This is a genomic window from Inquilinus sp. Marseille-Q2685 (genome assembly GCF_916619195.1).
GTDB lineage: Bacteria > Pseudomonadota > Alphaproteobacteria > DSM-16000 > Inquilinaceae > Inquilinus.
On sequence record NZ_CAKAKL010000004.1, the window covers coordinates 272380 to 295360 of the forward strand.

The 22981-nt window shown below is 72.0% G+C and carries 18 protein-coding genes; 10 read left to right on the forward strand and 8 right to left on the reverse strand.

The window, feature by feature from the left end:
• Nucleotides 1-84 precede the first annotated feature (84 nt).
• The 6 genes from LG391_RS21365 to LG391_RS21390 all read left to right on the forward strand — a co-directional run bounded on the left by LG391_RS21365 (nt 85) and on the right by LG391_RS21390 (nt 8512).
• Nucleotides 85-1092, forward strand: a complete 1008-nt coding sequence (locus LG391_RS21365) for a MoxR family ATPase (protein WP_225770060.1) — start codon at nt 85-87, stop codon at nt 1090-1092.
• Between the two features lie 31 nt (nt 1093-1123).
• A complete protein-coding gene (locus LG391_RS21370) occupies nt 1124-2017 on the forward strand; it encodes a DUF58 domain-containing protein (RefSeq protein WP_225770061.1) in 894 nt (297 codons plus the stop codon).
• A complete protein-coding gene (locus LG391_RS21375) occupies nt 2011-4767 on the forward strand; it encodes a DUF4159 domain-containing protein (RefSeq protein ID WP_225770062.1) in 2757 nt (918 codons plus the stop codon). Before LG391_RS21370 ends, LG391_RS21375 begins: the two co-directional genes overlap by 7 nt.
• A gap of 3 nt (nt 4768-4770) precedes the next feature.
• A complete protein-coding gene (locus LG391_RS21380; protein ID WP_225770063.1) occupies nt 4771-6849 on the forward strand; it encodes a hypothetical protein in 2079 nt (692 codons plus the stop codon).
• A gap of 123 nt (nt 6850-6972) precedes the next feature.
• A complete protein-coding gene (locus LG391_RS21385) occupies nt 6973-7602 on the forward strand; it encodes a DUF1326 domain-containing protein (protein ID WP_225770064.1) in 630 nt (209 codons plus the stop codon).
• 7 nt (nt 7603-7609) lie between these two features.
• Entirely contained in the window at nt 7610-8512 is a 903-nt protein-coding gene (locus LG391_RS21390; protein ID WP_225770065.1) for a DUF2182 domain-containing protein, read from the forward strand.
• Between the two features lie 176 nt (nt 8513-8688).
• Here LG391_RS21390 and LG391_RS21395 read toward each other — a convergent pair whose 3' ends face one another.
• From LG391_RS21395 to LG391_RS21405, 3 genes are all read right to left on the reverse strand, one after another.
• Nucleotides 8689-9762, reverse strand: coding sequence for an OmpA family protein (locus LG391_RS21395; RefSeq protein WP_225770066.1), 1074 nt, complete (start codon nt 9760-9762; stop codon nt 8689-8691).
• A 242-nt stretch (nt 9763-10004) separates the two neighbouring features.
• Nucleotides 10005-10778 (reverse strand): class I SAM-dependent methyltransferase, encoded by a 774-nt coding sequence (locus LG391_RS21400; RefSeq protein WP_304608538.1) that lies wholly within the window; start codon nt 10776-10778, stop codon nt 10005-10007.
• Nucleotides 10768-13302: a mechanosensitive ion channel family protein gene (locus LG391_RS21405; RefSeq protein ID WP_225770067.1), complete on the reverse strand. Its 2535-nt coding sequence runs from the start codon at nt 13300-13302 to the stop codon at nt 10768-10770. The genes LG391_RS21400 and LG391_RS21405 overlap by 11 nt, the downstream gene beginning before the upstream one ends.
• 173 nt (nt 13303-13475) lie before the next feature.
• On the opposite strand from LG391_RS21405, the gene LG391_RS21410 reads away from it, so the two are divergent.
• Complete coding sequence (locus tag LG391_RS21410) at nt 13476-13880, forward strand: DUF6496 domain-containing protein (protein WP_225770068.1); 405 nt, start codon at nt 13476-13478, stop codon at nt 13878-13880.
• 132 nt (nt 13881-14012) lie between these two features.
• The gene (gene acs / locus LG391_RS21415; protein ID WP_225770069.1) at nt 14013-15959 is read left to right on the forward strand and encodes an acetate--CoA ligase; all 1947 of its coding nucleotides are present in this window, start codon (nt 14013-14015) and stop codon (nt 15957-15959) included.
• 269 nt (nt 15960-16228) lie between these two features.
• On the opposite strand, the gene LG391_RS21420 is transcribed toward acs, so the two are convergent.
• From LG391_RS21420 to LG391_RS21440, 5 genes are all read right to left on the reverse strand, one after another.
• Nucleotides 16229-17575 (reverse strand): MFS transporter, encoded by a 1347-nt coding sequence (locus LG391_RS21420; protein WP_225770070.1) that lies wholly within the window; start codon nt 17573-17575, stop codon nt 16229-16231.
• Nucleotides 17576-17630: 55 nt separating this feature from the next.
• Nucleotides 17631-19037 carry an FAD-binding oxidoreductase gene (locus LG391_RS21425; protein WP_225770071.1) on the reverse strand — a complete coding sequence of 469 codons (1407 nt, stop codon included), beginning with the start codon at nt 19035-19037 and terminating at the stop codon, nt 17631-17633.
• A 216-nt stretch (nt 19038-19253) separates the two neighbouring features.
• A complete protein-coding gene (locus LG391_RS21430) occupies nt 19254-19553 on the reverse strand; it encodes an AzlD family protein (protein ID WP_225770072.1) in 300 nt (99 codons plus the stop codon).
• Nucleotides 19550-20248 carry an AzlC family ABC transporter permease gene (locus LG391_RS21435; RefSeq protein ID WP_225770073.1) on the reverse strand — a complete coding sequence of 233 codons (699 nt, stop codon included), beginning with the start codon at nt 20246-20248 and terminating at the stop codon, nt 19550-19552. Before LG391_RS21435 ends, LG391_RS21430 begins: the two co-directional genes overlap by 4 nt.
• A 23-nt stretch (nt 20249-20271) precedes the next feature.
• Nucleotides 20272-21132, reverse strand: a complete 861-nt coding sequence (locus LG391_RS21440) for an AraC family transcriptional regulator (protein ID WP_225770074.1) — start codon at nt 21130-21132, stop codon at nt 20272-20274.
• A 170-nt stretch (nt 21133-21302) separates the two neighbouring features.
• Here LG391_RS21440 and LG391_RS21445 point away from each other — a divergent pair, with 170 nt between their 5' ends.
• Nucleotides 21303-22067, forward strand: coding sequence for a class I SAM-dependent methyltransferase (locus LG391_RS21445; RefSeq protein WP_225770075.1), 765 nt, complete (start codon nt 21303-21305; stop codon nt 22065-22067).
• Between the two features lie 8 nt (nt 22068-22075).
• Nucleotides 22076-22978 carry a DMT family transporter gene (locus LG391_RS21450; RefSeq protein WP_225770076.1) on the forward strand — a complete coding sequence of 301 codons (903 nt, stop codon included), beginning with the start codon at nt 22076-22078 and terminating at the stop codon, nt 22976-22978.
• Nucleotides 22979-22981: the final 3 nt, after the last annotated feature.

Here is a 22981-nt window from a genome sequence, read left to right on the forward strand (position 1 = left end):
TTGCGTTTTCTTGGACTCGCCGTCGCTCAATTCCGCCATACTCTTGCAATAGATCCGTCAGTTCACCGGCAGAGCGGCACGCCCATGCAAACGACCGTCCCGACCGAGCTCGACACCCCGGCCACCCCAGCCGACATCGATGCGGCTGTGGAGCGGCTGGCCGCCGTGCGCAGCATGATCGGCCGGGTCATCTTCGGCCAGCAAGACGTGATCGACCAGAGCCTCGTGACCATCCTGGCCGGCGGTCATGTGCTGCTGGTCGGCTTGCCCGGCCTGGCCAAGACCCGGCTGGTCGAGACGCTGGGCACCGTGCTGGGCCTCGAGGAGCGGCGGGTGCAGTGCACGCCGGACCTGATGCCGGCCGACATCCTCGGCTCCGAGGTGCTGGAGGAGAGCGAGACCGGCCGCCGCAGCTTCCGCTTCATTCCCGGCCCGGTGTTCAGCCAGCTGCTGATGGCCGACGAGATCAACCGCGCCAGCCCGCGCACCCAGTCGGCGCTGCTGCAGGCGATGCAGGAGCACCGGGTGTCGATCGCCGGCCGCTACCTGCCGCTGCCGGAGCCGTTCCACGTCCTGGCCACCCAGAACCCGCTGGAGCAGGAGGGCACCTATCCCCTGCCCGAGGCGCAGTTGGACCGCTTCCTGATGCAGGTCGATGTCGGCTATCCCGACCTGGCGTCGGAGCGGCGGATGCTGCTGGCCACCACCGGCGTCCACGAGGCCCAGATCGAGGCGGTGATCAGCGCCGACACGCTGCAGCGGACCCAGCGCCTGGTGCGACGGCTGCCGGTCGGCGAGACGGTGCTGGAGGCGATCCTGTCGCTGGTCCGCGCCGCCCGCCCCGATTCGACCGACCTGCCCGAGGTGCAGCGCATGGTCGGCTGGGGCCCCGGCCCGCGCGCCAGCCAGTCGCTGATGCTGGCCTGCCGCGCCCGCGCCCTCCTGACCGGCCGGCCGTCGCCCTCGGTCGACGACGTCGCCGCCCTGGCCCGCCCGATCCTGCAGCACCGCATGGCCCTGACCTTCGCCGCGCGGGCCGATGGCGCCACCATCGCCGACGTCGTCGAGCGGCTGGTCGCGCGCCTGGGCTGAGGCCGAGGTGGCGGCAGGCTCCTCATCCCCCATGACCGGCGCCGCGCGGCGCAAGGCCGCCGATGCGCTGGCGGCGACGCTGCCGCCGCTGCTGATCGCCGCCGACCGCGTCGCCTCGACCGTGGCGCAGGGCGTGCACGGCCGCCGCCGAGTCGGCGTCGGCGAGAGCTTCTGGCAGTTCCGCCGCTACCAGGCCGGCGAGCCGATCGGCCGGATCGACTGGCGCCAGTCCGGCAAATCCGAGGGGCTGTTCCAGCGCGAGACCGAATGGGCCGCGGTGCAGACCGCCTGGCTGTGGCGCGACGCCTCGCCGTCGATGGACTACCGCTCCGACCGGTCGCTGCCGACCAAGCGCGAGCGCGCCGAGGTGCTGCTGCTGGCCCTCGCCTCTCTCCTGAACCGCGCCGGCGAGCGGGTGGCGCTGATCGGCGGCGACACGCCGCCGGCCACCGGCCGCGCCAGCCTGCTGCGCCTGGCCGCGGCGCTGGACCGCGGCACCTCCGACGACGCCAGCAAGGCGGTGCCGTGGGAGCTGCGGGTGCCGCGCCACGCCGCCATGGTGCTGCTGGGCGACTGCCTGGCTCCGCTCGACGAGTTCGGCGCCTCGGTCGCCGCCTATGCCGCGCGAGGCGTGCGCGGCCACATCCTGCAGGTCCTCGACCCGGCCGAGGCGACGCTGCCCTTCGAGGGCCGCATCCGCTTCGAGGGCATCGAGGAGGTCGAATCGGCGCTGATCCCGCGGGTCCGGTCGGTGCGCGACGCCTATCGCGAGCGCTTGGCCGAGCACCAGGACGGGCTGGCGGCGATCGCCCGCCGCGCCGGCTGGAGCTTCGCCATCCACCGCACCGACAAATCGGCCGAGGCGGCGCTCTTGAGCCTGTGGGGCGTGATGTCCGGCGCCGCGACCGGCAGGGCCAGATGGTGACGCTCGGCGGCCTCGTGTTCCTGGCGCCCGCCATCCTGGCGGCGCTGATCCTGCTGCCGGTGATCTACTGGCTGCTGCGGGTCACGCCGCCGGCGCCGCGGCGGCTGAGCTTCCCGGCGATCCGCCTGCTGCTGGGCCTGCAGGCGCAGGAGGAGACGCCGGAGCGGATGCCCTGGTGGCTGATGGTGCTGCGGCTGCTGCTGGCGGCGCTGATCATCGTCGCCCTGGCCCATCCGGTGCTGAATCCCGGATCTGCCCTGCCCGGCAGCGGCCCGGTGCTGCTGGTGGTCGACAACGGCTGGGCCGCGGGCAAGGGCTGGCCGCAGCGGCAGGAGGCCCTGCGCACGGCGGTCGACAAGGCCGAGCGGGCGGGCCGCGACGTGGTGCTGCTGGCCACCGCGCCGACCGCCCCGGGCGAACCGGTGACGGCGAGCCGCCTGCTGCGCCCGGGCGAGGCCCGCGGCCTGATCGACACCCTGGCGCCCAGCCCCTGGCCGACCGACCGGGCGGCGGCGCTGAAGGCGGCCGACGCGCTGCGCCTGCCCGGATCGACCCATGTCGTCTGGGCCAGCGACGGCATCACCGGGGAGAAGGAGGCGGATGGCGTCCGCGACTTCGCCGCCCGGCTGCAGCGCTTCGGCAGCCTGGAGGTGCTGACGCCGCAGGCCTTCGACCTGGCGCATCTGGTCGGCACGCCGCAGGTGGTGGACACCGCCCTGACCGTGCCGGTGAAGCGCGCCGCCGCCATCGGCGACGTGCCGCTGGTGCTGCGTGCAGCGGCCGAGGACGGCCGCCCGCTGGCCCGCACCGAGGTCCGCTTCCCCGCCGGGCAGCGCCAGGCCGAGGCCCGGTTCGAGCTGCCCTCGACCGCGCGCAACGCCATCGCCGCGGTGTCGATCGAGGGCGAGACCACGGCCGGCGCCACGGTGCTGGTCGACGAGCGCTGGCGCCGCCGGCCGGTCGGGCTGGCCGCGCCGCAGGACACCGCCCGGGCCCAGCCGCTCCTGACCGAGAGCTACTACCTGCAGCGGGCGCTGGAGCCCTTCGCCGAGATCCGCCGCGGCGGCATCGCCGACCTCCTGGGCGGCACCCAGCCGACCGACCGGCTGGCCGCCCTGCTGGTGCCCGACGGCACCCTGTCCTCCGAGGCCGACCGCCAGGCGGCGGAGCGCTGGATGGAGGGCGGCGGCGCCCTGATCCGCTTCGCCGGGCCGATCCTGGCGGCCAATCCCGACCCGCTGGTGCCGGTGCCGCTGCGCTTCGGCGACCGCACCCTGTCCGGCGCCATGTCCTGGACCGAGCCGATGCCGCTGGCGCCGTTCGACGCCAAGAGCCCGTTCCAGGGCCTGACCATCCCGGCCGATGTCCGCATCCAGCGCCAGGTGCTGGCCGACCCGTCGCCCGACCTGGCCGACAAGACCTGGGCCCGGCTGACCGACGGCACGCCGATCGTCACCGCCGAGAAGCGCGGCCGCGGCTGGCTGGTGCTGATCCACACCACCGCCGGGCCGGGCTGGTCGAACCTCGCCTTCTCCGGCCTGTTCGTCGACATGCTGCGCCGCGTGGTGGCGCTGGGCAGCGGCGTCGGCGGCGACAGCGCCCAGGCCAGCCTGCCGCCGGTCAGGCTGCTGGACGGGCTCGGCCGGCTGGTGCCGCCGCCGCCCCTGGCCCTGCCGATCGCGGGCCAGGCCTTCGCCAGCACCGTGCCGGGGCCGGAGCACCCGCCCGGCTTCTACGGCACCGAGGACAACCGACGCGCCCTCAATCTCGGCTCCGCCGTGACCAGCCTGGAGCCGATCTCGAACCTGCCGCCCGGCGTCGCGGTGTCGGGCTACGAGGCCCCGGCCGAGATCGACTTGCGGCCCTGGGTCTTCGCCCTGGCCATGGCGCTGCTGATCCTGGACGGGCTGATCGCCCTGTTCATGCGCGGCCTGCTGACCCCGCCGCGGCGCGCCGCAACGGCGTCGCTGCTGCTGGCCGGCGCCGTCGCGGCGTCGCTGCTGGCGCCGGGACCGGCGCGGGCGCAGGACGACCAGCGCATCATCGCCATGGCCAACCATGTCCGCCTGGCCTATGTCGAGACCGGGCAGCAGGATGTCGACGCGGTCAGCCAGGCCGGGCTGGAAGGCCTGGCCCAGGTGCTGCGCGACCGCACCTCGGTCAATGCCGAGGGCGCCGTCGGCATCGATGTCGAGAGCGACGAGCTGGCCTTCTTCCCCCTGCTGTACTGGCCGATGACGCCGGGGCAGCCGGCCCTGTCCGACGCCGCGATCGGCAAGCTGAACGCATTCCTGCGCACCGGCGGCACCATCTTCTTCGACACCCGCGACCAGGCGACGGGCGGCGGCGGCGCGCTGTCCGGCCCGGGGGCGGAGAAGCTGCGCCAGCTGACCCAGGGTCTGGACATCCCGCCGCTGACGCCGGTGCCGCCGGACCACATCCTGACCCGCGCCTTCTACCTCATGCAGGACTTCCCCGGCCGCTACACCGGCGGCGACCTGTGGGTGGAGACCGCGGACGCCACGGTCAATGACGGCGTCTCGACCATCATCATCGGCGCCAATGACTGGGCCGGCGCCTGGGCCACCGGGCCGGGCGGCGCGCCGATGCTGCCGGTGGTGCCGGGCGGCGAGCGCCAGCGCGAGATGGCCTACCGCTTCGGCGTCAACCTGGTGATGTACGCCCTGACCGGCAACTACAAGTCGGACCAGGTGCACGTGCCGGCGATCCTGGAACGGCTGGGGCAATAGGCCATGGACGCCACCTCCGTCGCCCTGTCGCCGCTGCTGCCCTGGACCGTGCTGGGGCCGCTGTTCGGCCTCGCGGTGCTGGCGCTCCTGGTCGGCGCCTGGCGCCGCGCCCCGGGCCTCGGCTGGCGCCTTCTCGCCTTCGCCGCCCTGGCCGCCGCCCTTTTGAACCCGTCGCTGGTGGAGGAGAAGCGCGACCCGATCCGCGACGTCGCCGTGGTGGTGGTCGACCGCTCGCCCTCCGACCAGATCGAGGACCGCCCGGCCCGGATCGACGCCGCTTTGGCCGATCTGCGCACGAAGCTGGCCGCCTTCCCGGACCTCGAGACCCGCTTCGTCACGGTCGGCGAGAATGCCAACGCGCCGCTGGACGAGACCCATCTGTTCGAGGCGCTGGGCGCAGCCACGGCCGACGTGCCGCGGCGGCGGCTGGCCGGCGCCATCCTGGTCACCGACGGCCAGGTGCACGACGTGCCGACGGACCCGGCGGTGCGCAGCTCCTTCGGGCCGGTCCACACGCTGCTGACCGGGCGGCCGGACGAGTTCGACCGCCGCATCGTCGTGGCCCAGGCGCCGAGCTTCGGCCTGGTCGGCCAGGACGTGACCGTGACGCTGCGGGTCGACGACCTGCCGAACGCCGAGCCCGGCGCCGTCGCCACCGTCACCGCGACCAAGGACGCCGGCGCGCCGGAGGCGCTGCAGCTGCCGGTCGGGCGCGACACCCAGGTCAGCTTTCGCCTCGACCATGGCGGCCCGACCGTCTTCGAATTCGCGGTCGAGGGGCTGTCGGGCGAGCTGAGCCAGGCCAACAACCGCGCCGCCATCGTCGTCAACGGCGTGCGCGACCGGCTGCGCGTGCTGCTGGTCTCCGGCGAGCCGCATCCGGGCGAGCGCACCTGGCGCAACATCCTGAAGTCCGACCCCTCCGTCGACCTGGTGCACTTCACCATCCTGCGGCCGCCGGAGAAGCAGGACGGCACGCCGATCAACGAGCTGTCGCTGATCTCCTTCCCGATCCGCGAGCTGTTCGAGACGAACCTCAAGGATTTCGACCTCATCATCTTCGACCGCTACCGGCGGATGGGGGTGCTGCCGAACCTCTATCTCGGCAACATCGCCCGTTACGTGGAGGAAGGCGGCGCCTTCCTGGAGGTCTCGGGCGAGGCCTTCGCCGAGCCGCTGAGCCTGTACCGCACGCCGATCGGCAACATCCTGCCGGCCGAGCCGACCGGCGAGGTGCTGGAGCAGGGCTTCCGCCCGCAGGTGACCGAGCTGGGCCAGCGCCATCCGGTGACGGCGACGCTGGACGGGTCGACCGGCGGCCCGGGCGGCGGGCCGAGCTGGGGCCGCTGGTTCCGCCAGATCGACGTGGTGCCGCATGGCGGCAACGTGGTGATGACCGGGGACGGCGGCCGGCCGCTCCTGATCCTCAACCGGGTCGGCGAGGGCCGGGTGGCGCAGATGGCGTCGGACCAGATCTGGCTGTGGAGCCGCGGCTTCGAGGGCGGCGGCCCGCAGGCGGAGCTGCTGCGCCGCCTGGCCCACTGGCTGATGCGCGAGCCGGAGCTGGAGGAGAACGTGCTGCGCGCCGAGGCGGCCGGGCAGCGCATCGAGATCCGCCGCCGCAACCTGGACCAGAGCAACCCGCCGGTCACCGTGACCGACCCGGACGGCAAGACCCAGAGCGTGACGCTGAGCGAAACCACGCCCGGCCTCTATGCCGGCCGGGTCAACGCCCAGGGGCCGGGCATTTACCGTGTCACTGACGGGGACAAGACCGCGCTGGCCGTGGTCGGCACCCTGAACCCGCCGGAGCTGAGCGACATGCGGGCGGTGACCGACAAGCTGGCGCCGGTGACCGAGGCCAGCGGCGGCGGCGTCGCCTGGCTGGCCACCGACGGCGTGCCGACCCTGCGCCGCACCCGGCCGGACCGGGCGGCGGCGGGCGCCGGCTGGTTCGGGCTGCGCGGCAATGGCGACTACACCGTCACCGGCATGACCGAGACGCCGCTGCTGCCGCCGCTGATCGCGCTGTTCCTGGGCCTCGGCGGGCTGATGGCCGCCTGGCGGCGCGAGGGGCGGTAGCGGCCTCCCCCGGATGGCGGATATTGCCGCCGCCGCCCAGAAAGCGTAATATTTTCATAAGTTTTTATGCGTCTATCGACTGTTGCGGCTGCTCCAGAGACCTCTTCGGGGGAGGCCAAGACGATGGTGGAATGGGAATTGAAGGCGACGGAGCTCGCCAACTGCAATTGCTCCTATGGCTGCCCGTGCCAGTTCAACGACCTGCCGACGCACGGGCATTGCCGCGCCGCCGCCGGGTTTCTGATCGAAAGCGGGCATTTCGGCGATGTCAGCCTCGACGGGCTGAAGGGCGGAGGCCTGTATCGCTGGCCCGGGCCGGTGCATGAGGGCAACGGCACCATGCAGCTGATCATCGACGAGCGCGCCGACGCCGCGCAGCGCGACGCGCTGCAGAAGATCATGACCGGCCAGGAGACCGAGGACATGGCGACGATGTGGTGGGTGTTCACCGCCATGTCGCCGAACCGGCTCGAGACGCTGTTCAGGCCGATGGAAATCGAGATCGACGTCGACCGCCGCCGCGGGCGGATCGTCGTGCCGGAGGTGCTGGAGATCAACGCCGAGCCGATCCGCAACCCGGTGACCGGCGCCGAGCACCGCGTCCGCATCGACCTGCCGCACGGCTTCGAGTACCGTCTTGCCGAGATCGGCAGCGGCACGACCAGGGCCACCGGCGGGATCGAGCTGGACCTCGCCGGCACCTACGCCCAGTTCGCCCGCATCCATCTCAGCAACGCCGGCATCGTGGCGTAGCTGCAGGATGCACGCCGGCGCCGCCCCCTCCGCGATCGAGGCGGTGCTTCGCCGCGACCGCCTGGTGACGCTCGTCGCCCTCGCCTGCGTCTGCATCGCGGCCTGGACGTATGTCGGCCTCGGCATCGGCACGGAAATGCCCGGGATGGAGATGCCCGGGATGGAGATGCCCGGAACGGAAATGCCCGGGACGGCGATGCCCGGAACGGAAATGCCCGGGACGGCGATGCCCGGAACGGAAATGCCCGGGACGGCGATGCCCGGCATGGACATGCCCGGCATGGCGATGGACCCGGCGGCGCCCGCGCCCTGGACCGGCGCCACCTTCGCCCTGATGGCGGCGATGTGGGCGGTGATGATGGTGGCCATGATGCTGCCCGGGGCTGCGCCGATGGTGCTGACCTATGCCGCGCTGCAGCGCCATCGCCGGCAGGCGGCCCCGCATGACGCGACCCTGCGGTTCGCGCTCGGCTATCTCGTGGTCTGGGCCGGCTTCAGCGTCCTGGCCGCCGCCCTGCAATGGCGGCTCGATTCTCTGGCCCTGCTGTCCCCGGCGATGGCGACGGCCAACGCGGTTCTGGCCGGCGGCGCGCTGGTGATCGCCGGCGCTTGGCAGCTCACCCCGCTGAAGCAGGGCTGTCTCGTCCGCTGCCGGTCGCCGGTCGAGTTCCTCACCCGGCACCACCGGTCCGGGCCGTTCGGCCTCGGCCTGCGCCACGGCCTGTTCTGCCTGGGCTGCTGCTGGGCGCTGATGCTGCTGCTGTTCGTCGGCGGCGTGATGAATCTCGCCTGGGTGGGCGCGATCGCGCTGTTCGTCCTGCTGGAGAAGACGATCCCCGGCGGCCCCTGGCTCGGCCGCGCCGCCGGCGCCGGCCTGATCGCCTGGGGAGGCTGGATGCTGGCGGCGTAGGCCGGGGGCCCCGGCCCACGCCCTGCCGGTCTCAGAGCCCTTCTGGAAATGCTACTGGCGCGGCCGTCTGATGGCGGTTTCTCCGCTTCCGGTGCTCACGCACCAAACGTGCGCTGAGCTCCGGTTCTCGAAACCACCACCAGCCGACTCACGCCAGCGCATTTCCAAAAGAGCTCTCAGTTCATCACGATCTCGACCCGGCGGTTCTGCGGCTCGCGCACACCGTCGGCGGTCGGGACCAGCGGGTCGGATTCGCCGACGCCACGCACGATGATCAGGTTGTCGGCGACGCCGTCCGCGACCAGCTCGCGCCGCACCGCCTCGGCCCGGCGCACCGACAGGGCCTGGTTGTAGGCGTCGGTGCCGGAGCGGTCGGTGTGGCCGGTGACGTCGATGCGGGTCGATTCGCCGCGCAGCGCGTCGGTGGCGGCCGAGGCGACGATCGACCGCGCCTCCGGCGTCAGGCGCGAGCTGTCGAAGTCGAAGAACACCAGATAGCTGCGCTGGCCGGTGTCGACAGGGACCTCCGGCGCCGGCTCGCCCGAGGCGGCGCCGAACTCGAAGACGTATTTGACGCCGAACAGGATGGTGTGGTTCGCCGGGGCGTCGAGCTTGACCTTGGTGCTGCCCGAGGTGAACTCGGCATCGGTCTCGCCGAAATAGCGGTACTCCAGGTTCGCGGCCAGCTTCGGCGTGATGTAGTAGGACACGCCGGCGATGCCCTGATAGGCGAAGAGCGGTGAATCGTATTCGAAGTCGATGTTGAAGTCCCTGGCCTTCACCTTCCAGGTGTTGAAGCCGACGCCGATGCCGCCGCCGATATAGGGCACGAAGGGCGAGCCGAACTCGAAGTCGTAATAGACATTGGCCATCAGGCCGATGGTGCGCTCGTGGCCCTTGACGTTGACCTTGACGTCATTGGCGCCGGGGACGGTGATGAACCGGTTCAGCCGGAAGGAATCGTAGCTGAGCTTCGTGGTTCCGATGTCGTTCTGGCGGAAGCTGCCTTCGATATCCGCCCGGATCGCCCCGAAATCATAGCCGATATAGACGTTGCCGGTCGGCGCCGTGTCGAAGGAGACGTCGGCATGGCCGTCGGTGGCCGGGTCGTCGAAGGTCCATTTCTGGTCCTGCCGGATGTTCACGCCGGCGCCCGCGCCCAGATAGATCCCCCTCGCCTGCTGGGCCATGACGGGCGTAGCCAGCAACAGGGCAACGGTTCCCGCCGCACACAAGGTCAGACTCTTCATCTGCCGCCATCCTGGTCAGAGTTCGAACCAGGGCGCCCGCTCCCGGCATTCTTATGCAGGGTTTCATCCGCCCCCGCCGCATCAATACGGAGACTTCGCTGGGCGATCAACCTGAAAACAAAGAATTCAGATCGAACTTTCTACGGACTCTTTATCAGATCGAAAGATTTCAATCCCAGAACAAGAGACAATGTCCGCTAAATGCTATTCAAACATTCCGGCCCATGCCGGTCACCACCCGATCAACGCCGCCGGCAGTCGAACAGGTGGTTCCGGTTCACCCGGAAACGGCGGCGCAGATGCGGCCGCAGCAGGGCCCGGCTGTCGACCACCGTGGGCGCCAGCCCGGCCGCTTCCAGCCGGTCGGGGAAGTCGCGGCCGTTGATGCGGTAGTGATAGGGGTGGCCGAAGCGGCGCATCCGTTCGGCCGGATCGGCGATCCCCGCGCCCTCCTGCGTCGGCCCCTTCGGATCGAAGGGCACCATCAGGATGGCGCGGCCGCCGGGGCGCAGCACCCGCGCCAGCCCGGCGATCGCCGCGCCGTCATCCGGGATGTGCTCCAGCACGTGGTTGGCGATCACCACGTCGAAGGCGGCATCGGCGAAGGGCAGCGCCGTCAGGTCGGCCTGGACATCGGCGAAGGGGTTGAACCGGTCGACCGAGCGGTAGCGGAGGTTCGGCAGCCCGCGCAGCCGCGCCTCCAGCCACGGCTCGGGCGCCGCGTGCAGCACCCGGTGCCGGCCGGCCAGCAGGTCGGTCCGGGCGGTCAGGTAGAGCCAGAGGAAGCGGTGCCGCTCGACGCTGCCGCAGCCCGGGCACATGGCGTTGCGCCGGCCCTCGAGGCCGAAGCGCAGGAAGCGCCGCGCCCGGGTGCCGCAGACCGGGCATTCCAGCACGCCCGGCGGGCCGGCCGGCGCCCGCGGCCGGGCGTAGAGCCGCTCGCGCCGGTACACCGCCGCCTCGTCCAGCCGGTCGCGGGCGATGGCGCCGACGACGCGGCCGAGGTCATGCAGCATGCGACGGCTCCCGCGCCTCCTCCCCGCCCCCGGCCGGGGCACCGCCATGGGCCGCGCCGTTGGCTGCGCGGGCGCCGTCGCGCTCGCGCACCGCGGTCGCCAGCACCTGCACCGCCTGCGGCAGCGAGATGTCGGCCGGGATCGGCTGGAAGGCGAGGTTGGCCTCGCGGAACGCCTTCCAGATGGCGAAGCGCAGATCGGTGCCGACGCCGGCGAAGTTGTCGACATTGGAGATGTGGCAGCGCAGCTCGAGGTCCAGCGTCGCCGTGCCGAAGGCCTTGAACGCCACCACCGGCGCCGGGAAGGCGCTGACCCGGCTGTCGGCCTTGGCGATCTCCAGCAGCAGATCGCGCGCCTTCTCCACATCGGCCGAGGCGGCGATCGAGACCGGGATGTCGACGCGGCCGTTCTTGTCCTTGTGCGTCCAGTTGACGACCTGGGACGAGATCAGGTTGCCGTTCGGCACGATCACCGAGGAGCGCTGGAAGGTCTGGATCTCCGTCGCGCGGACGCTGATCCGCCGGACCACGCCCTCGGCCCCGCCGATCACCACCCAGTCGCCGACCTTCACCGGCCGCTCGACCAAGAGGATCAGGCCGGCGACGAAGTTCTGGACGATGTTCTGCAGGCCGAAGCCGATGCCGACCGAGAGGGCGCCGGCGATCAGGGCCAGGTTCGACAGGTCGAGGCCGAGCACGCCGACGCCGAGCAGCGCCGCCAGCAGCACGCCGAGATAGCCGATGCCGGTGCGGATCGAGTTCTTCAGGCCCAGGTCGATCTGCAGCTTGTCGAGGAAGCGCGAATCGAGCCGCCGCTGCAGGAAGCGGGTGGCGGTGATGCCGAGGGTGAAGGCGACCACAGCGCCGAGGATGTCGAGCGGCGCGATGCGGACGCCGCCGACCGTGGCCCCGTTCAGGATCGCCGAGCCGATCGCCGAGATGTCGCCGGCGCTGAGCCCCAGCACCGGGGCCAGGGCCAGGAAGGCGGCGACGCCGAAGACGATGTCGGCCGAGAGGCCGGCGCCGGTCTCGAACGCCCACAGGCCGCGGTCGTTCGGGAACAGCGAATGGCGGAGCTTGGCGGTGGCGCCGACCGGCTGGGTCAGGAACCGGCCGACCGCCTCCTGCACCATGCGGCGCAGGATCAGGAAGGCGGTGCCGATGCCGATCGTGGCCGCCAGCAGATAGGTGATGTAGAGCGCCAGCTTCTGGTAGCCGATCAGCCCCGCCACCATTACCACCACGGCCAGCAGCGCGGCCAGCAGGCGCAGCCGCGGCCAGCGTCCGGGCGGCCGCGAGGCCGGACGATCGGGGGGCGGCCGGTCGTCGGCGGCCTCGCCCTCCGGCACGGCCGGCAGGTCGGCGCGATGGCCCCAGAGCGATCCGGGGAGCGCGGTCAGCAGCGCCAGCGCCCCGGCGGTCAGCGCCGCGGCGACCAGGAGGGCACGCAGCTCGCTCTGCAGCAGGATCCGCCCGTCGGCGATCGCGAGCGTCATGCCGGCCACGGCCCAGATCACGATCGCCGCCTGCAGGGCGCGATGCAGCGCCCGCGCCGAGGCGTCGGTCAGCTCGATCAGGCGCCAGGCCGGCTCGTCCGGGGTCAGCACCGCTGCGGTCGCGGCCGAGGTCAGGAAGTAGCAGACGACGCCCCAGGCCAGGACGCCCAGCGCGACCATGGCGACGTAGCTGGCCGGGCGGTCGCCGAGCCAGCCGGCGCAGATCACCGCCGCCGCCAGCGTCACCATCGCCGGCAGCACGCCATGGGCGATGGTGTGGACGGCGGCGGCCGCGACCCGGCGGCCGAAGGACGGCACGGTTTCCGACGGGCGGCGGCCGAAATGGCGCAGCAGCCAGCGCCGCACCAGCCAGCCGATGCCGAGGCCGATGGTGGCGAACAGGATGCGGCGCGCCATCTCGCCCACCCCGTCCCAGCCGGCGCTGCCATGGTCCTGGAACGGCCGCAGCAGCCGCATCAGCAGATAGCCGGTCTGGTCCGGGATCTCGACCCAGGTCTCGGGGTCGAAGGCCGCCGGCGACACCGACAGCAGGTTGCGCCGGAACTGGTCCAGCCGCGCCGCCGCGGCGCTGCGCAGCAGGATGTCGGCGCGGGCGCGGATCAGATCCGCCTGCCTGGCCTGGCCGTCGGCCGCGGCGGCCTGGTCGGCCAGGCGCTTGCGGTCGGCCGTGACCGACTCGGCTTCGGGCGGCGCGCCCTCGGCCGGCGGCGGCCCCAGCGCGTCGGCCATCTGCTTGGCCTCGGCGGCGGCGGCGCGGGCGGCGTCGGCGGCCTGGCCGGCCTGGTCGACGATCGCGGCGGCCTGGTCGCGCAGGGCGTTGTAGCTGTCCTCCGTCAGGCCCAGGGCGGAGAGCTGGACCTGGAGTTGGTCGAGGGTGCTCAGCCAGCCGGCGCTCTGCGTCGCGAAATCGGGCTTCGGCGCCTCCTGCTGCTGGGCCGCGGCCGGCAGCGCCGCCGGAAAGAGGGCCAGGAGAAGCAGGAGGCGGAGGAGGAACGCGCGAAGGATCATGTCGGCCGGATGGCACCGCGATGGCAGGGAGGCATCCCACCCTGCATGCCAAAGCGGCCGAAAGAAGGCGAGGCCGCGCAGCGTCGCACCAGCAATGCGGCATCTGCCGGCCGATGCCCACCGGAACCCGGACCGCGCCCGCTCCGTTCGCCGGATAGGCGAAGGAGGTCATCATGGCACGGCAATCCAAGGCCCAGAAGGAGACCGTCGGCCGCGTGATGCACGAGTTCAAGCATGGCGAGCTCCGCATCCGCGGCACCGGCCCCAAGGTGAAGAACCCGAAGCAGGCGGTCGCCATTGCCCTGCACGAGGCCGGCGCCACGCGGCAGGAGAGCCCGAAGGAGAACCGCCGGAACCTGAGCCGCACCAAGGCGAAGGAGCGCCGCGGCGAGACGGCCGAGGCGGAGACCGAAGGCAAGGCCGCGCAGGACCGCACCATGCGCCGCCAGACCGCCCGCAAGCGCGCCGACGGCGCCGGCAGGACCCGCGACGAGCTTTACGCCGAGGCGAGGCGGCGGGATATCCCCGGCCGGTCGAAGATGTCGAAGGGCGAGCTGGAGCGCGCGCTGCACCGATAGTCCCCGAGGCCGGGCGATCCGACCGATCGGCCGTGGCCGACGCGCGATCCGCTTGCTATGAATGCGGGATCGCCCGGCCGGGACGCGCCCACCCGGCCGGCGCGGAGAGAAAAGATCGATCGGGGAGACCCCATGAGCACCGACGCCAGCCTTTTTCCCGTGTCCGGCGACTGGGCCAAGCGCGCCTGGGTGGACGAAGCGAAGTACAGGGCGATGTACGAGCGCTCCGTCCAGGATCCCGAGGGCTTCTGGGCCGAGCACGGCAAGCGGGTCGACTGGATCAAGCCCTTCACCAAGGTCAAGGACACCAGCTACACCGGCGACGTCCGGATCCGCTGGTTCGCCGACGGCACGCTGAACGCGGCGTATAACTGCATCGACCGGCACCTGGCGAAGCGCGCCGACCAGACCGCGATCATCTGGGAGGGCGACGACCCCAAGGACAGCCGCCACATCACCTATCGCGAGTTGCACGAGGAGGTCTGCCGCCTGGCCAATGTGCTGAAGGCGCGCGGCGTCAAGAAGGGCGACCGGGTCACCATCTACCTGCCGATGATCCCGGAGGCCGCCTATGCCCTCTTGGCCTGCGCCCGGATCGGCGCCATCCATTCCGTGGTGTTCGGCGGCTTCTCGCCCGACAGCCTGAAGGACCGCATCCTCGACTGCCGCTCGACCGTGCTGATCACCGCCGACGAAGGCCTGCGCGGCGGCCGCACCGTGGCGCTCAAGGCCAATGCCGACGAGGCGCTGAAGAGCTGCCCGGAGGTCGACAGCGTCATCGTCGTGCGCCGCACCGGCGGCAAGATCGGCTGGACCGAGGGCCGCGACATCTGGCTGCACGAGGCGGCCGCCCAGGTGTCCGCCGACTGCCCTGCCGAGGAGATGGGCGCCGAGGACCCGCTGTTCATCCTCTACACCTCCGGCTCGACCGGCAAGCCGAAGGGGGTGCTGCACACCACCGGCGGCTATCTGGTCTATGCCGCGATGACGCATCAGTACGTGTTCGACTACCACGACGGCGACATCTACTGGTGCACGGCCGATGTCGGCTGGGTCACCGGCCACAGCTACATCCTGTACGGGCCGCTGGCGAACGGCGCCACCACGCTGATGTTCGAGGGCGTGCCGAACTATCCGGACACCTCGCGCTTCTGGCAGGTGGTGGACAAGCACAAGGTCAACATCTTCTACACCGCCCCGACCGCGATCCGCGCTTTGATGCGCGACGGCGAAGGGCCGGTGAAGAAGACCAGCCGCGCCTCGCTGCGCCTGCTCGGCTCGGTCGGCGAGCCGATCAACCCCGAGGCCTGGCTGTGGTACCACCGCGTGGTCGGCGACGGCCGCTGCCCGATCGTCGACACCTGGTGGCAGACCGAGACCGGCGGCATCCTGATCTCGCCGCTGCCGGGCGCCATCGCCCAGAAGCCCGGCTCCGCCACCCTGCCCTTCTTCGGGGTCAAGCCGCTGATCGTCGACGGCGACGGCAAGCCGCTGGAGGGCGCGGCCGAGGGCAACCTGTGCATCGCCGACAGCTGGCCCGGCCAGATGCGCACAGTGTTCGGCGACCATGAGCGCTTCGTCCAGACCTATTTCTCGACCTTCAAGGGCCTGTACTTCACCGGCGACGGCTGCCGCCGCGACGAGGACGGCTACTACTGGATCACCGGCCGGGTCGACGACGTGCTGAACGTCTCGGGCCACCGCATGGGCACGGCCGAGGTCGAGAGCGCGCTGGTCGCGCACCCGAAGGTGGCCGAGGCCGCGGTGGTCGGCTATCCGCACGACATCAAGGGCCAGGGCATCTACGCCTATGTCACCCTGATCGCCGGCGAACAGCCCAGCGAGGAGCTGCGGCGCGAGCTCGCGCAGTGGGTGCGCAAGCAGATCGGCCCGATCGCGACGCCGGACCTGATCCAGTGGGCGCCGGGCCTGCCGAAGACCCGCTCCGGCAAGATCATGCGCCGCATCCTGCGCAAGATCGCCGCCAACGAGCACGAGGCGCTGGGCGACACCTCGACCCTGGCCGACCCGGCGGTGGTGACCGACCTGGTCGACAACCGGATGAACCGGGGATCGTAAGTTGCGAACCCGACGTGGTGATCCAGGGGCGGTGCCGCTGGATCGCCACGCCTCTCTGTGGCCCGCGATGACCCCCCGCGAGATCTGCGCTCGATCAGTCGGATGGGCCAGAGCCACCCCCTCACCCGAAATCGCTGGGCGATTTCGACCTCTCCCCATGGAGAGGTAACGAGGCGCAATTCCTCCCTCTCCTTGGGGAGAGGGAGGGGCCCGACGCCGAAGGCGGCGGGAGGGTGAGGGGGAGCCGGCGGTGCCGTTCGTCTCAGTGCCTAAGCCCGCGCCGGCGCCTCGCGCAGCCTGATGTCGGCGCGGGGGCCGGCGCCGGGGCGCAGCAGCGTCACCAGCAGGGCCGCGACCAGGCCGGCCGCGGCCAGCACGTAGAGCCCGGCCGCGGTGGACTGGAACCCATGCTCCACCGCGGTCTTGACGTTCGGGGCGAAGAAGCCGCCGAGATTGCCGATGGCGTTGATCGCGGCGATCCCGCCCGCGGCCGCCGCCCCACCGAAATAGCCGGTCGGGAAGGTCCAGAAGATCGGCTGCGAGGTGATGATCCCCATCGTCGTCAGGCACAGCGCCGCGATCGCGAGCGCCGGCGGGGCGTTCGCCGAGACGACGAGACCGGCCGCGATGCCCAGCAGCGAGACGACGGCGAAGCTGCGGCGATAGCCGGTCCGCACCGCCAGCCCCGGCCAGACCGTCGCGGCCACGATGGCGCAGGCCCAGGGAATCGCCGAGACCAGGCCGACCATCAGCCCAACCTTCATGCCCAGGAGGGCGCCGACCTGGGTCGGCAGGTAGAAGGCGACGCCGTAGCCGCTGATCTGGATCAGGAAGTAGATCGCCGCGAAATGCAGCAGCCTGGGATCGGTCAGCACGGCGCGGAAGCCGACCCGGCCGGCGGCCTGCTTCTCCCGCTCCTCCGCCGCGATCGCGCGGCTCAGCGCCTCGCGCTCCTCGGCCGGCATCCAGCGCGCCTCGGAGGGACGGTCGCACAGGTAGAAATAGGCCCAGACGCCGACCGCTGAGGCGAGCAGCCCTTCGATCAGAAACATCAGCTGCCAGCCATGCAGGCCGAACAGCCCGTCGAGGTCGAGCAGCACGCCGGAGATCGGGCCACCGAACATCAGCGCCAGCGGCGAGCCGAAATAGAACAGCCCCATCACCCGGCCGCGCGCCCGGGCCGGGAACCAGTAGGTCATGAACAGGATCGCGCCCGGAAAGAAGCCGGCCTCGGCCGCGCCCAGCAGCAGCCGGATCACCGAGAAGGAGGTCTCGCCATGGGCGAAGGCCATGGCCGCCGCCACCAGTCCCCAGGTCACCATGATCCGGGCCATCCAGACCCGCGCCCCGACCCGGTGCAGGATCAGGTTGCTGGGCACTTCGAACGCCGCGTAGGTCAGGAAGAAGATGCCGGCGGCGAAGGCGAAGACCGCGTCGCTGATGCCGGTCGACGCCTGGTAGGCCTGCTTGGCGAAGCCGATATTGGCCCGGTCCAGATAGGCCATCATGTACATCAGGATCAGGAACGGCACGAGCCGCCACGTCGCCCGCCGGATCGCGCGGTCCAGCACGGCCTCGTCCGACGCCGCCGTCGGCGCCGTTGGTCTCGTCGTCATCTTGGCTCCCTCTCGGCTGTTGTCGTTTCCGCCCGGGCCGGTCCAGGCGATCGGGCTACAGGACCTTGCCGGGGTTGAGCAGCCCGCGCGGGTCCAGCGCGTCCTTCAGCCGGCGCATCAGCGCCAGCTCCGCCTCGCTGCGCACATAGGGCAGGAACGGCTTCTTGGTCAGGCCGATGCCGTGCTCGGCCGAGACCGTGCCGCCGAACTCGCGGACCATCGCGTAGACGGTCTCGACGATCTCCTGCTTCGGCTGCGGCTCGGCGCCGGGCACGCCGGCGACGATGTGCAGGTTGCCGTCGCCGATATGGCCGTAGAACAGCGCAAAGATGCCGGGCAGGCGCTGCTCCAGCGCCGCGCGGCAGGCCCCGACATAGTCGTCCATCGCCGCCACCGGCAGGCCGATGTCGAAGGATTCATGCGGCCCCAGCACCTGCCTGAATTCGGCCGCCGCGTCGCGCACACCCCAGAAGGCGCGGATGTCGCCGATCGACTGCGCCACCGCCGCGTCGGCGATCACGCCGTCCTCGGCCTGGCGCTCGAGCCAGGCCTGGAAGCGCGGCCCGTCCACCGCCTCGTCGGTGCCCTGCGCCTCGACCAGCACGTAACCGGCGTGGCCGCCGGAGATCGGGCTGCGGATGCCCGGCGCCTTCTGTGTCACCACGTCCCAATAATCCGGCCACATCACCTCGAAGGCCGAGAGCAGCGGCCCCAGCCCGCGCCGGGCCGCGTTCAGCAGCCGGACCGTGTGGTCATAGCTGGGCAGCCCGCACAGCACGGCCATGGTGCAGCCCGGCTTCGGGAACAGGCGCAGCACCGCTCGGGTGATGACACCCAGCGTGCCCTCGCTGCCGATGAACAGGTGCTTCAGGTCGTAGCCGGCATTGTTCTTCAGCATCTTGTTGAGGCTGGTGACCACCTGCCCGTCCGGCAGCACCACCTCGATGCCCAGCACCATCTCGCGCGCCATGCCGTAGCGGATCACCCGGTTGCCGCCGGCATTGGTCGACAGGTTGCCGCCGATGGCGCAGGAGCCGCGGGCGCCGAGGTCGAGCGGGATGAAGAAGCCGGCCTCGTCCGCCGCCTGCTGCACCGCCTGCAGCGGCGTGCCGGCCCGCACCGTGATGGTGGCGGAGGCGGTGTCGACCTCCTCCACCCCGGTCATGCGCTCCAGCGACAGGGCGACCGAGCCGGCGACCGGCCGGGCGCCGCCGCACAGCCCGGTCAGCCCGCCCTGCGGCACCACCGGGACGCCGTGCCTGGCGCAGATCCGCATCGCCGCGGCCACGCCCGCGGTGTCGGCCGGGCGGACCACCGCCAGCGGCCGCAGCGGGCCGAGCGTGCTCCAATCGGATTCGTTGCGGGCCGGGATGTCGGGGCCGGCGAGCACTGCCGCGGCGCCGAGCGCGGCGGTCAGGGACGGGATGAGGGCGTCCGGGATCTGGGTCGCTGCCTCTTGCACCACGCTGTCCTCCCTCGCCCGGACCTGGACGTCCGCGCTTCGTCTCGCCGGGACGCGATGCCTATTCCAGGCACTGGATCCGCGGCTTCATGTCAGACATATCATCTGACATGTTAGCGAGGCAACAGTGAATGCCGGACAAATCGATCAGGGGCAGGTGAGCGCCGCGCGGGGCGGCGCGGCGATCGATGAATGAGAGGACGAGGAAAGAAGCCGTCAGCCGATGGCGCGCAGCGCCACCACCGCCGCCACGCCCACCAGGATGGTGGCGAGCAGCGGCAGGCGGGTGGCGGCGAGCGCGGTGACCAGCGCCGCCGCGGTCTCGGGCCAGCCGGTGGCCAACACCATCGGCGCGATCACCGCGGTCAGCACCGCCGGCGGTGCCGCGTCGAACGCCGCCTTCATCCGGCCTTGCAGCCGCAGCCGCCCGGCCAGGAACAGGCCGGAGATCCGGGTCAGGTAGGTGACGACCGCCATGCCCAGGATGGCGGCGAAGGGCACGGAATCGACGCTCATGCCGGCACCTCCTCGGGCTCCGCGGCCAGCCAGGCGGCGGCGATGCCGGCCAGCGCCCCGGCCGCGACATGCCAGGGCGGGCCGGCCAGGTGGTAGACCAGGGCGGCGGTGACCAGGCTGGCGGCGATGGTGACGGTGCTGCGATGGCCGCGCCAGAAGCCGACCACCAGGCCGATGAACAGGGCGGTGAAGGCGAAGTCGGCGCCGATCCGGGCCGGGTCGCCGATCGCCGCGCCGATCACGGCGCCCAGCGTCCCCCAGGCCAGCCAGTTGAGATAGAAGAAGGCCCCCATCCCCAGGAAGTAAGCCGGGGTCAGCTCGCGGCCCGCGGCCCGCCGCTCCGCCATCGCCCAGTTCTCGTCGGCCAGCACCGCATAGCCGAGCAGGCGCTGGCCCCAGGTGAAGTGGCCGGTGCGCCGGGCCAGCGACAGGCTCATCAGGATGTGGCGGGAATTGATCAGCAGGGTCGAGACCACCAGCGTCGCCGCCGGGACCGGCCAGGACCAGAGGTCGATGGCGGCGAACTGCGCGCCGCCGGCGAAGACCAGGGCGCACATCAGCGCCATCTCGGCCGGCGACAGCCCCTTGGCGGCGCCGAGCGCCCCGCAGAGCATCCCGATCGGGATCGCCGCGATCGCGGCCGGGAGGATGTCGCGGATGCCGTCCAGGGCATCGCGCCGGAGGTCTCGGGTCATGCGGAAGCCGATGTTGGGGGTATTCAGAGATGAAAGCCGGCCCGGTAGGCGCCGGGGGCGACGCCCAGCCGCGCCTTGAAGGCGTGGGTCAGATGGGCCTGGTCGCAGAAGCCGGTGGCGGCCGCGACCTCGGCCGGCGCCTCGCCCGCCCGCAGCCGGCGCCGGGCGGCCTGGACGCGCAGGTTCAGCAGATAGGCGTGCGGCGTCATCCGCAGCTCGCGCCGGAAGGCGCGGATCAGGTGGTGGCGCGACAGCCCGGCCTCGGCCGCGAGATCGTCGAGCGACAGCTCCTCGGCATAGCGGTCGCGCATCAGCTCGGCCACCCGGGCGATGCGGCCCGAATCCGGCGCCGGCTCGGCCGGGCGGAAGGCGGCATGACGGATCAGGCAACGGCCATAGGCACGCAGCAGCAGCTCGTCCATCGCCAGGACGTCACCCCTGGACTGCGCGGCGAAGGCCTCAGCGAACAGGGCCACGGTGTCGGGGTCGTGCACCGCCGGCTGCGGGAAGAACGGGGTCTCGGTCACCGGCCGGCCGGCGATCTCCGACGCCAGCCGCCGCATCAGCGCGACAGAGGGATAGGTCATGCGGTAGCGGTAGCCGGCACCGTAAGGCTCGCCGTCATGCGCGTCCTCCGGATTGACCAGAGCGAGGTCGCCGGGGCCGCCGTAGCGCTGCTCGCCACGGGCGAGGAAGGTCTCGCAGCCGGCGAAGATGCCGCCGATGGCGTAGGTCTCGTGCATGTGCAGGGCATAGCGATGGGTGCGGAACGTCGCCTCCAGGCATTCCAGCCCGTCGAAGCCCGACGCCGTGAAGAACCGCGACCGCTCGCCCTGCGCGAGCGGCTCGGCCGCCACCGCCTGTTCCTGCGTGATGCTGTCCATCGGCCCGATCATAGGCCCGGCCGCCGGCCCGTCTTGTAGAAAATCGGCATGGCGGAGCAGGCCCGCTTTGCACCGTCACGACCGATACATCCATCGGGCATTGGCCGAAGGACGCCCGCCGGCGCGATAGTCTGCCGGACCAACAGGGCCCATATCCAAGGACCACCGCCATGAGCACGATCAAGGAAGCGCAGTCCTGGAGCGCCGAAGGCTATGCCCGCAACGCCCGCTTCGTCGCCCATCTGGGCCAGCCGGTGCTCGAGCTGCTGGCGCCGCGGCCGGGCGAGCGCATCCTCGATCTCGGCTGCGGCGACGGCGCCCTGACCGCCAAGCTGGCCGCGGCCGGCGCCGAGGTGGTCGGCGCCGACGCCTCGGCCGAGCTGGTGGCCGCCGCCCGCGCCCTGGGCCTGGACGCCCGCATCGCCGACGGCCAGGCCCTGGCCTTCGACGCCGAGTTCGACGCCGTGTTCAGCAACGCCGCGCTGCACTGGATGCGGGACGCCGACGCGGTGATCGCCGGCGTCCGGCGGGCGCTGAAGCCGGGCGGGCGCTTCGTCGGCGAGTTCGGCGGCCACGGCAATGTCGCGGCGATCGTGACGGCGCTGGTCGCGGCGCTGAACGCCCGCGGCCTGGACGGCGCCGCCCGCGTGCCCTGGTTCTTCCCGACCCCGGCCGAGTACACGGCGAAGCTGCAGGCGCAGGGTTTCCGCGTCGACACGATCGGCCTGATGCCGCGGCCGACGCCGCTGCCCACCGGCATGCGCGGCTGGCTCGACACCTTCGCCAACCCGCTGCTGGACGGCATCGACGGCGCGGCGAGGGCGGCGCTGCTGGACGAGGTCGAGGCGCTGCTGGCGCCCAGCCTGCGCGACCGGTCCGGGAACTGGACCGCCGACTACGTCCGGCTGCGCTTCGCCGCGACGCTGGCGTCATGATCGCGTCGGTGCGCGTGGAAGGAGGCCGCCGCGGCGAGGCGGTCGGCTACCTGCTGGCGATCCTCGGGGTCCTGGCCTTCTCCACCCGGCCGGTGCTGATCCGGCTGGGCTATGCCGAAGGCGTCGACGCCGAGACGCTGCTGGCGCTGCGCATGGGCCTGTCCCTGCCCTTCTTCATGGCGATGTGGGCCTGGGCCCGGCGCCGCGCCGCGGGGCCGCTGGCGCCGGACGACCTGCTGCGCACCGTCGCGCTGGGCCTGCTCGGCTACTGGATCGCCAGCTACTGCGATTTCCTGGGGCTGCGCACCGTGCCGGCCGGCCTCGGCCGGATCATCCTGTTCCTGTACCCGACCTTCGTGCTGGCGCTGTCGGCCCTGCTGCTCGGCCGACGACCGCAGCGGCGGGAGATCCTGTGCCTGGCGGTTGCCTATGCCGGGCTGGTCCTGGTGCTGGACGCCGCCGCCGCCGACTTCGACGCGGCCCGGCTGGGCGGCGCCGGGCTGATCCTGCTGAGCGCGCTGGCCTACGCCGGCTATCTGGTGGGCGGCAGCAGCACGGTGCCCCGGATCGGCAGCACCCGCTTCACCGCCATCGCCATGATGGCGGCCTGCGTCGCCTGCATCGCCCAGTTCTTCGTGCTGCGCCCGGCCGACCACCTGCTGGTGTCGGGCAAGGTGCTGGGCATCGCCGCCTGGATCGCGGTGATCGGGACGGTGCTGCCGGTCTGGGCGACCAGCGAGGCGCTGAAGCGGATCGGCGCGGCGCGGGCTGCGCTGCTCGGCGCGCTCGGCCCGGTCTCGACCATCCTCCTGGCCTGGGCCGGGATGGACGAGGCGCTGACCGGGCTGCAGGTGGTGGGGGCGCTTCTGGTGCTGGGCGGCGTCGGGCTGCTGACGCTGCCGCGACGCTGACCG

What these genes read in the sequence shown, in the direction of transcription:
- LG391_RS21365 (WP_225770060.1), top strand. Translation starts at nt 85, where the DNA reads ATGCAAACGACCGTCCCGACCGAGCTCGACACCCCGGCCACCCCAGCC.
- LG391_RS21370 (WP_225770061.1), top strand. Translation starts at nt 1,124, where the DNA reads ATGACCGGCGCCGCGCGGCGCAAGGCCGCCGATGCGCTGGCGGCGACG.
- LG391_RS21375 (WP_225770062.1), top strand. Translation starts at nt 2,011, where the DNA reads ATGGTGACGCTCGGCGGCCTCGTGTTCCTGGCGCCCGCCATCCTGGCG.
- LG391_RS21380 (WP_225770063.1), top strand. Translation starts at nt 4,771, where the DNA reads ATGGACGCCACCTCCGTCGCCCTGTCGCCGCTGCTGCCCTGGACCGTG.
- LG391_RS21385 (WP_225770064.1), top strand. Translation starts at nt 6,973, where the DNA reads ATGGTGGAATGGGAATTGAAGGCGACGGAGCTCGCCAACTGCAATTGC.
- LG391_RS21390 (WP_225770065.1), top strand. Translation starts at nt 7,610, where the DNA reads ATGCACGCCGGCGCCGCCCCCTCCGCGATCGAGGCGGTGCTTCGCCGC.
- LG391_RS21395 (WP_225770066.1), bottom strand. Translation starts at nt 9,762, where the DNA reads ATGAAGAGTCTGACCTTGTGTGCGGCGGGAACCGTTGCCCTGTTGCTG.
- LG391_RS21400 (WP_304608538.1), bottom strand. Translation starts at nt 10,778, where the DNA reads ATGCTGCATGACCTCGGCCGCGTCGTCGGCGCCATCGCCCGCGACCGG.
- LG391_RS21405 (WP_225770067.1), bottom strand. Translation starts at nt 13,302, where the DNA reads ATGATCCTTCGCGCGTTCCTCCTCCGCCTCCTGCTTCTCCTGGCCCTC.
- LG391_RS21410 (WP_225770068.1), top strand. Translation starts at nt 13,476, where the DNA reads ATGGCACGGCAATCCAAGGCCCAGAAGGAGACCGTCGGCCGCGTGATG.
- acs (WP_225770069.1), top strand. Translation starts at nt 14,013, where the DNA reads ATGAGCACCGACGCCAGCCTTTTTCCCGTGTCCGGCGACTGGGCCAAG.
- LG391_RS21420 (WP_225770070.1), bottom strand. Translation starts at nt 17,575, where the DNA reads ATGACGACGAGACCAACGGCGCCGACGGCGGCGTCGGACGAGGCCGTG.
- LG391_RS21430 (WP_225770072.1), bottom strand. Translation starts at nt 19,553, where the DNA reads ATGAGCGTCGATTCCGTGCCCTTCGCCGCCATCCTGGGCATGGCGGTC.
- LG391_RS21435 (WP_225770073.1), bottom strand. Translation starts at nt 20,248, where the DNA reads ATGACCCGAGACCTCCGGCGCGATGCCCTGGACGGCATCCGCGACATC.
- LG391_RS21440 (WP_225770074.1), bottom strand. Translation starts at nt 21,132, where the DNA reads ATGGACAGCATCACGCAGGAACAGGCGGTGGCGGCCGAGCCGCTCGCG.
- LG391_RS21445 (WP_225770075.1), top strand. Translation starts at nt 21,303, where the DNA reads ATGAGCACGATCAAGGAAGCGCAGTCCTGGAGCGCCGAAGGCTATGCC.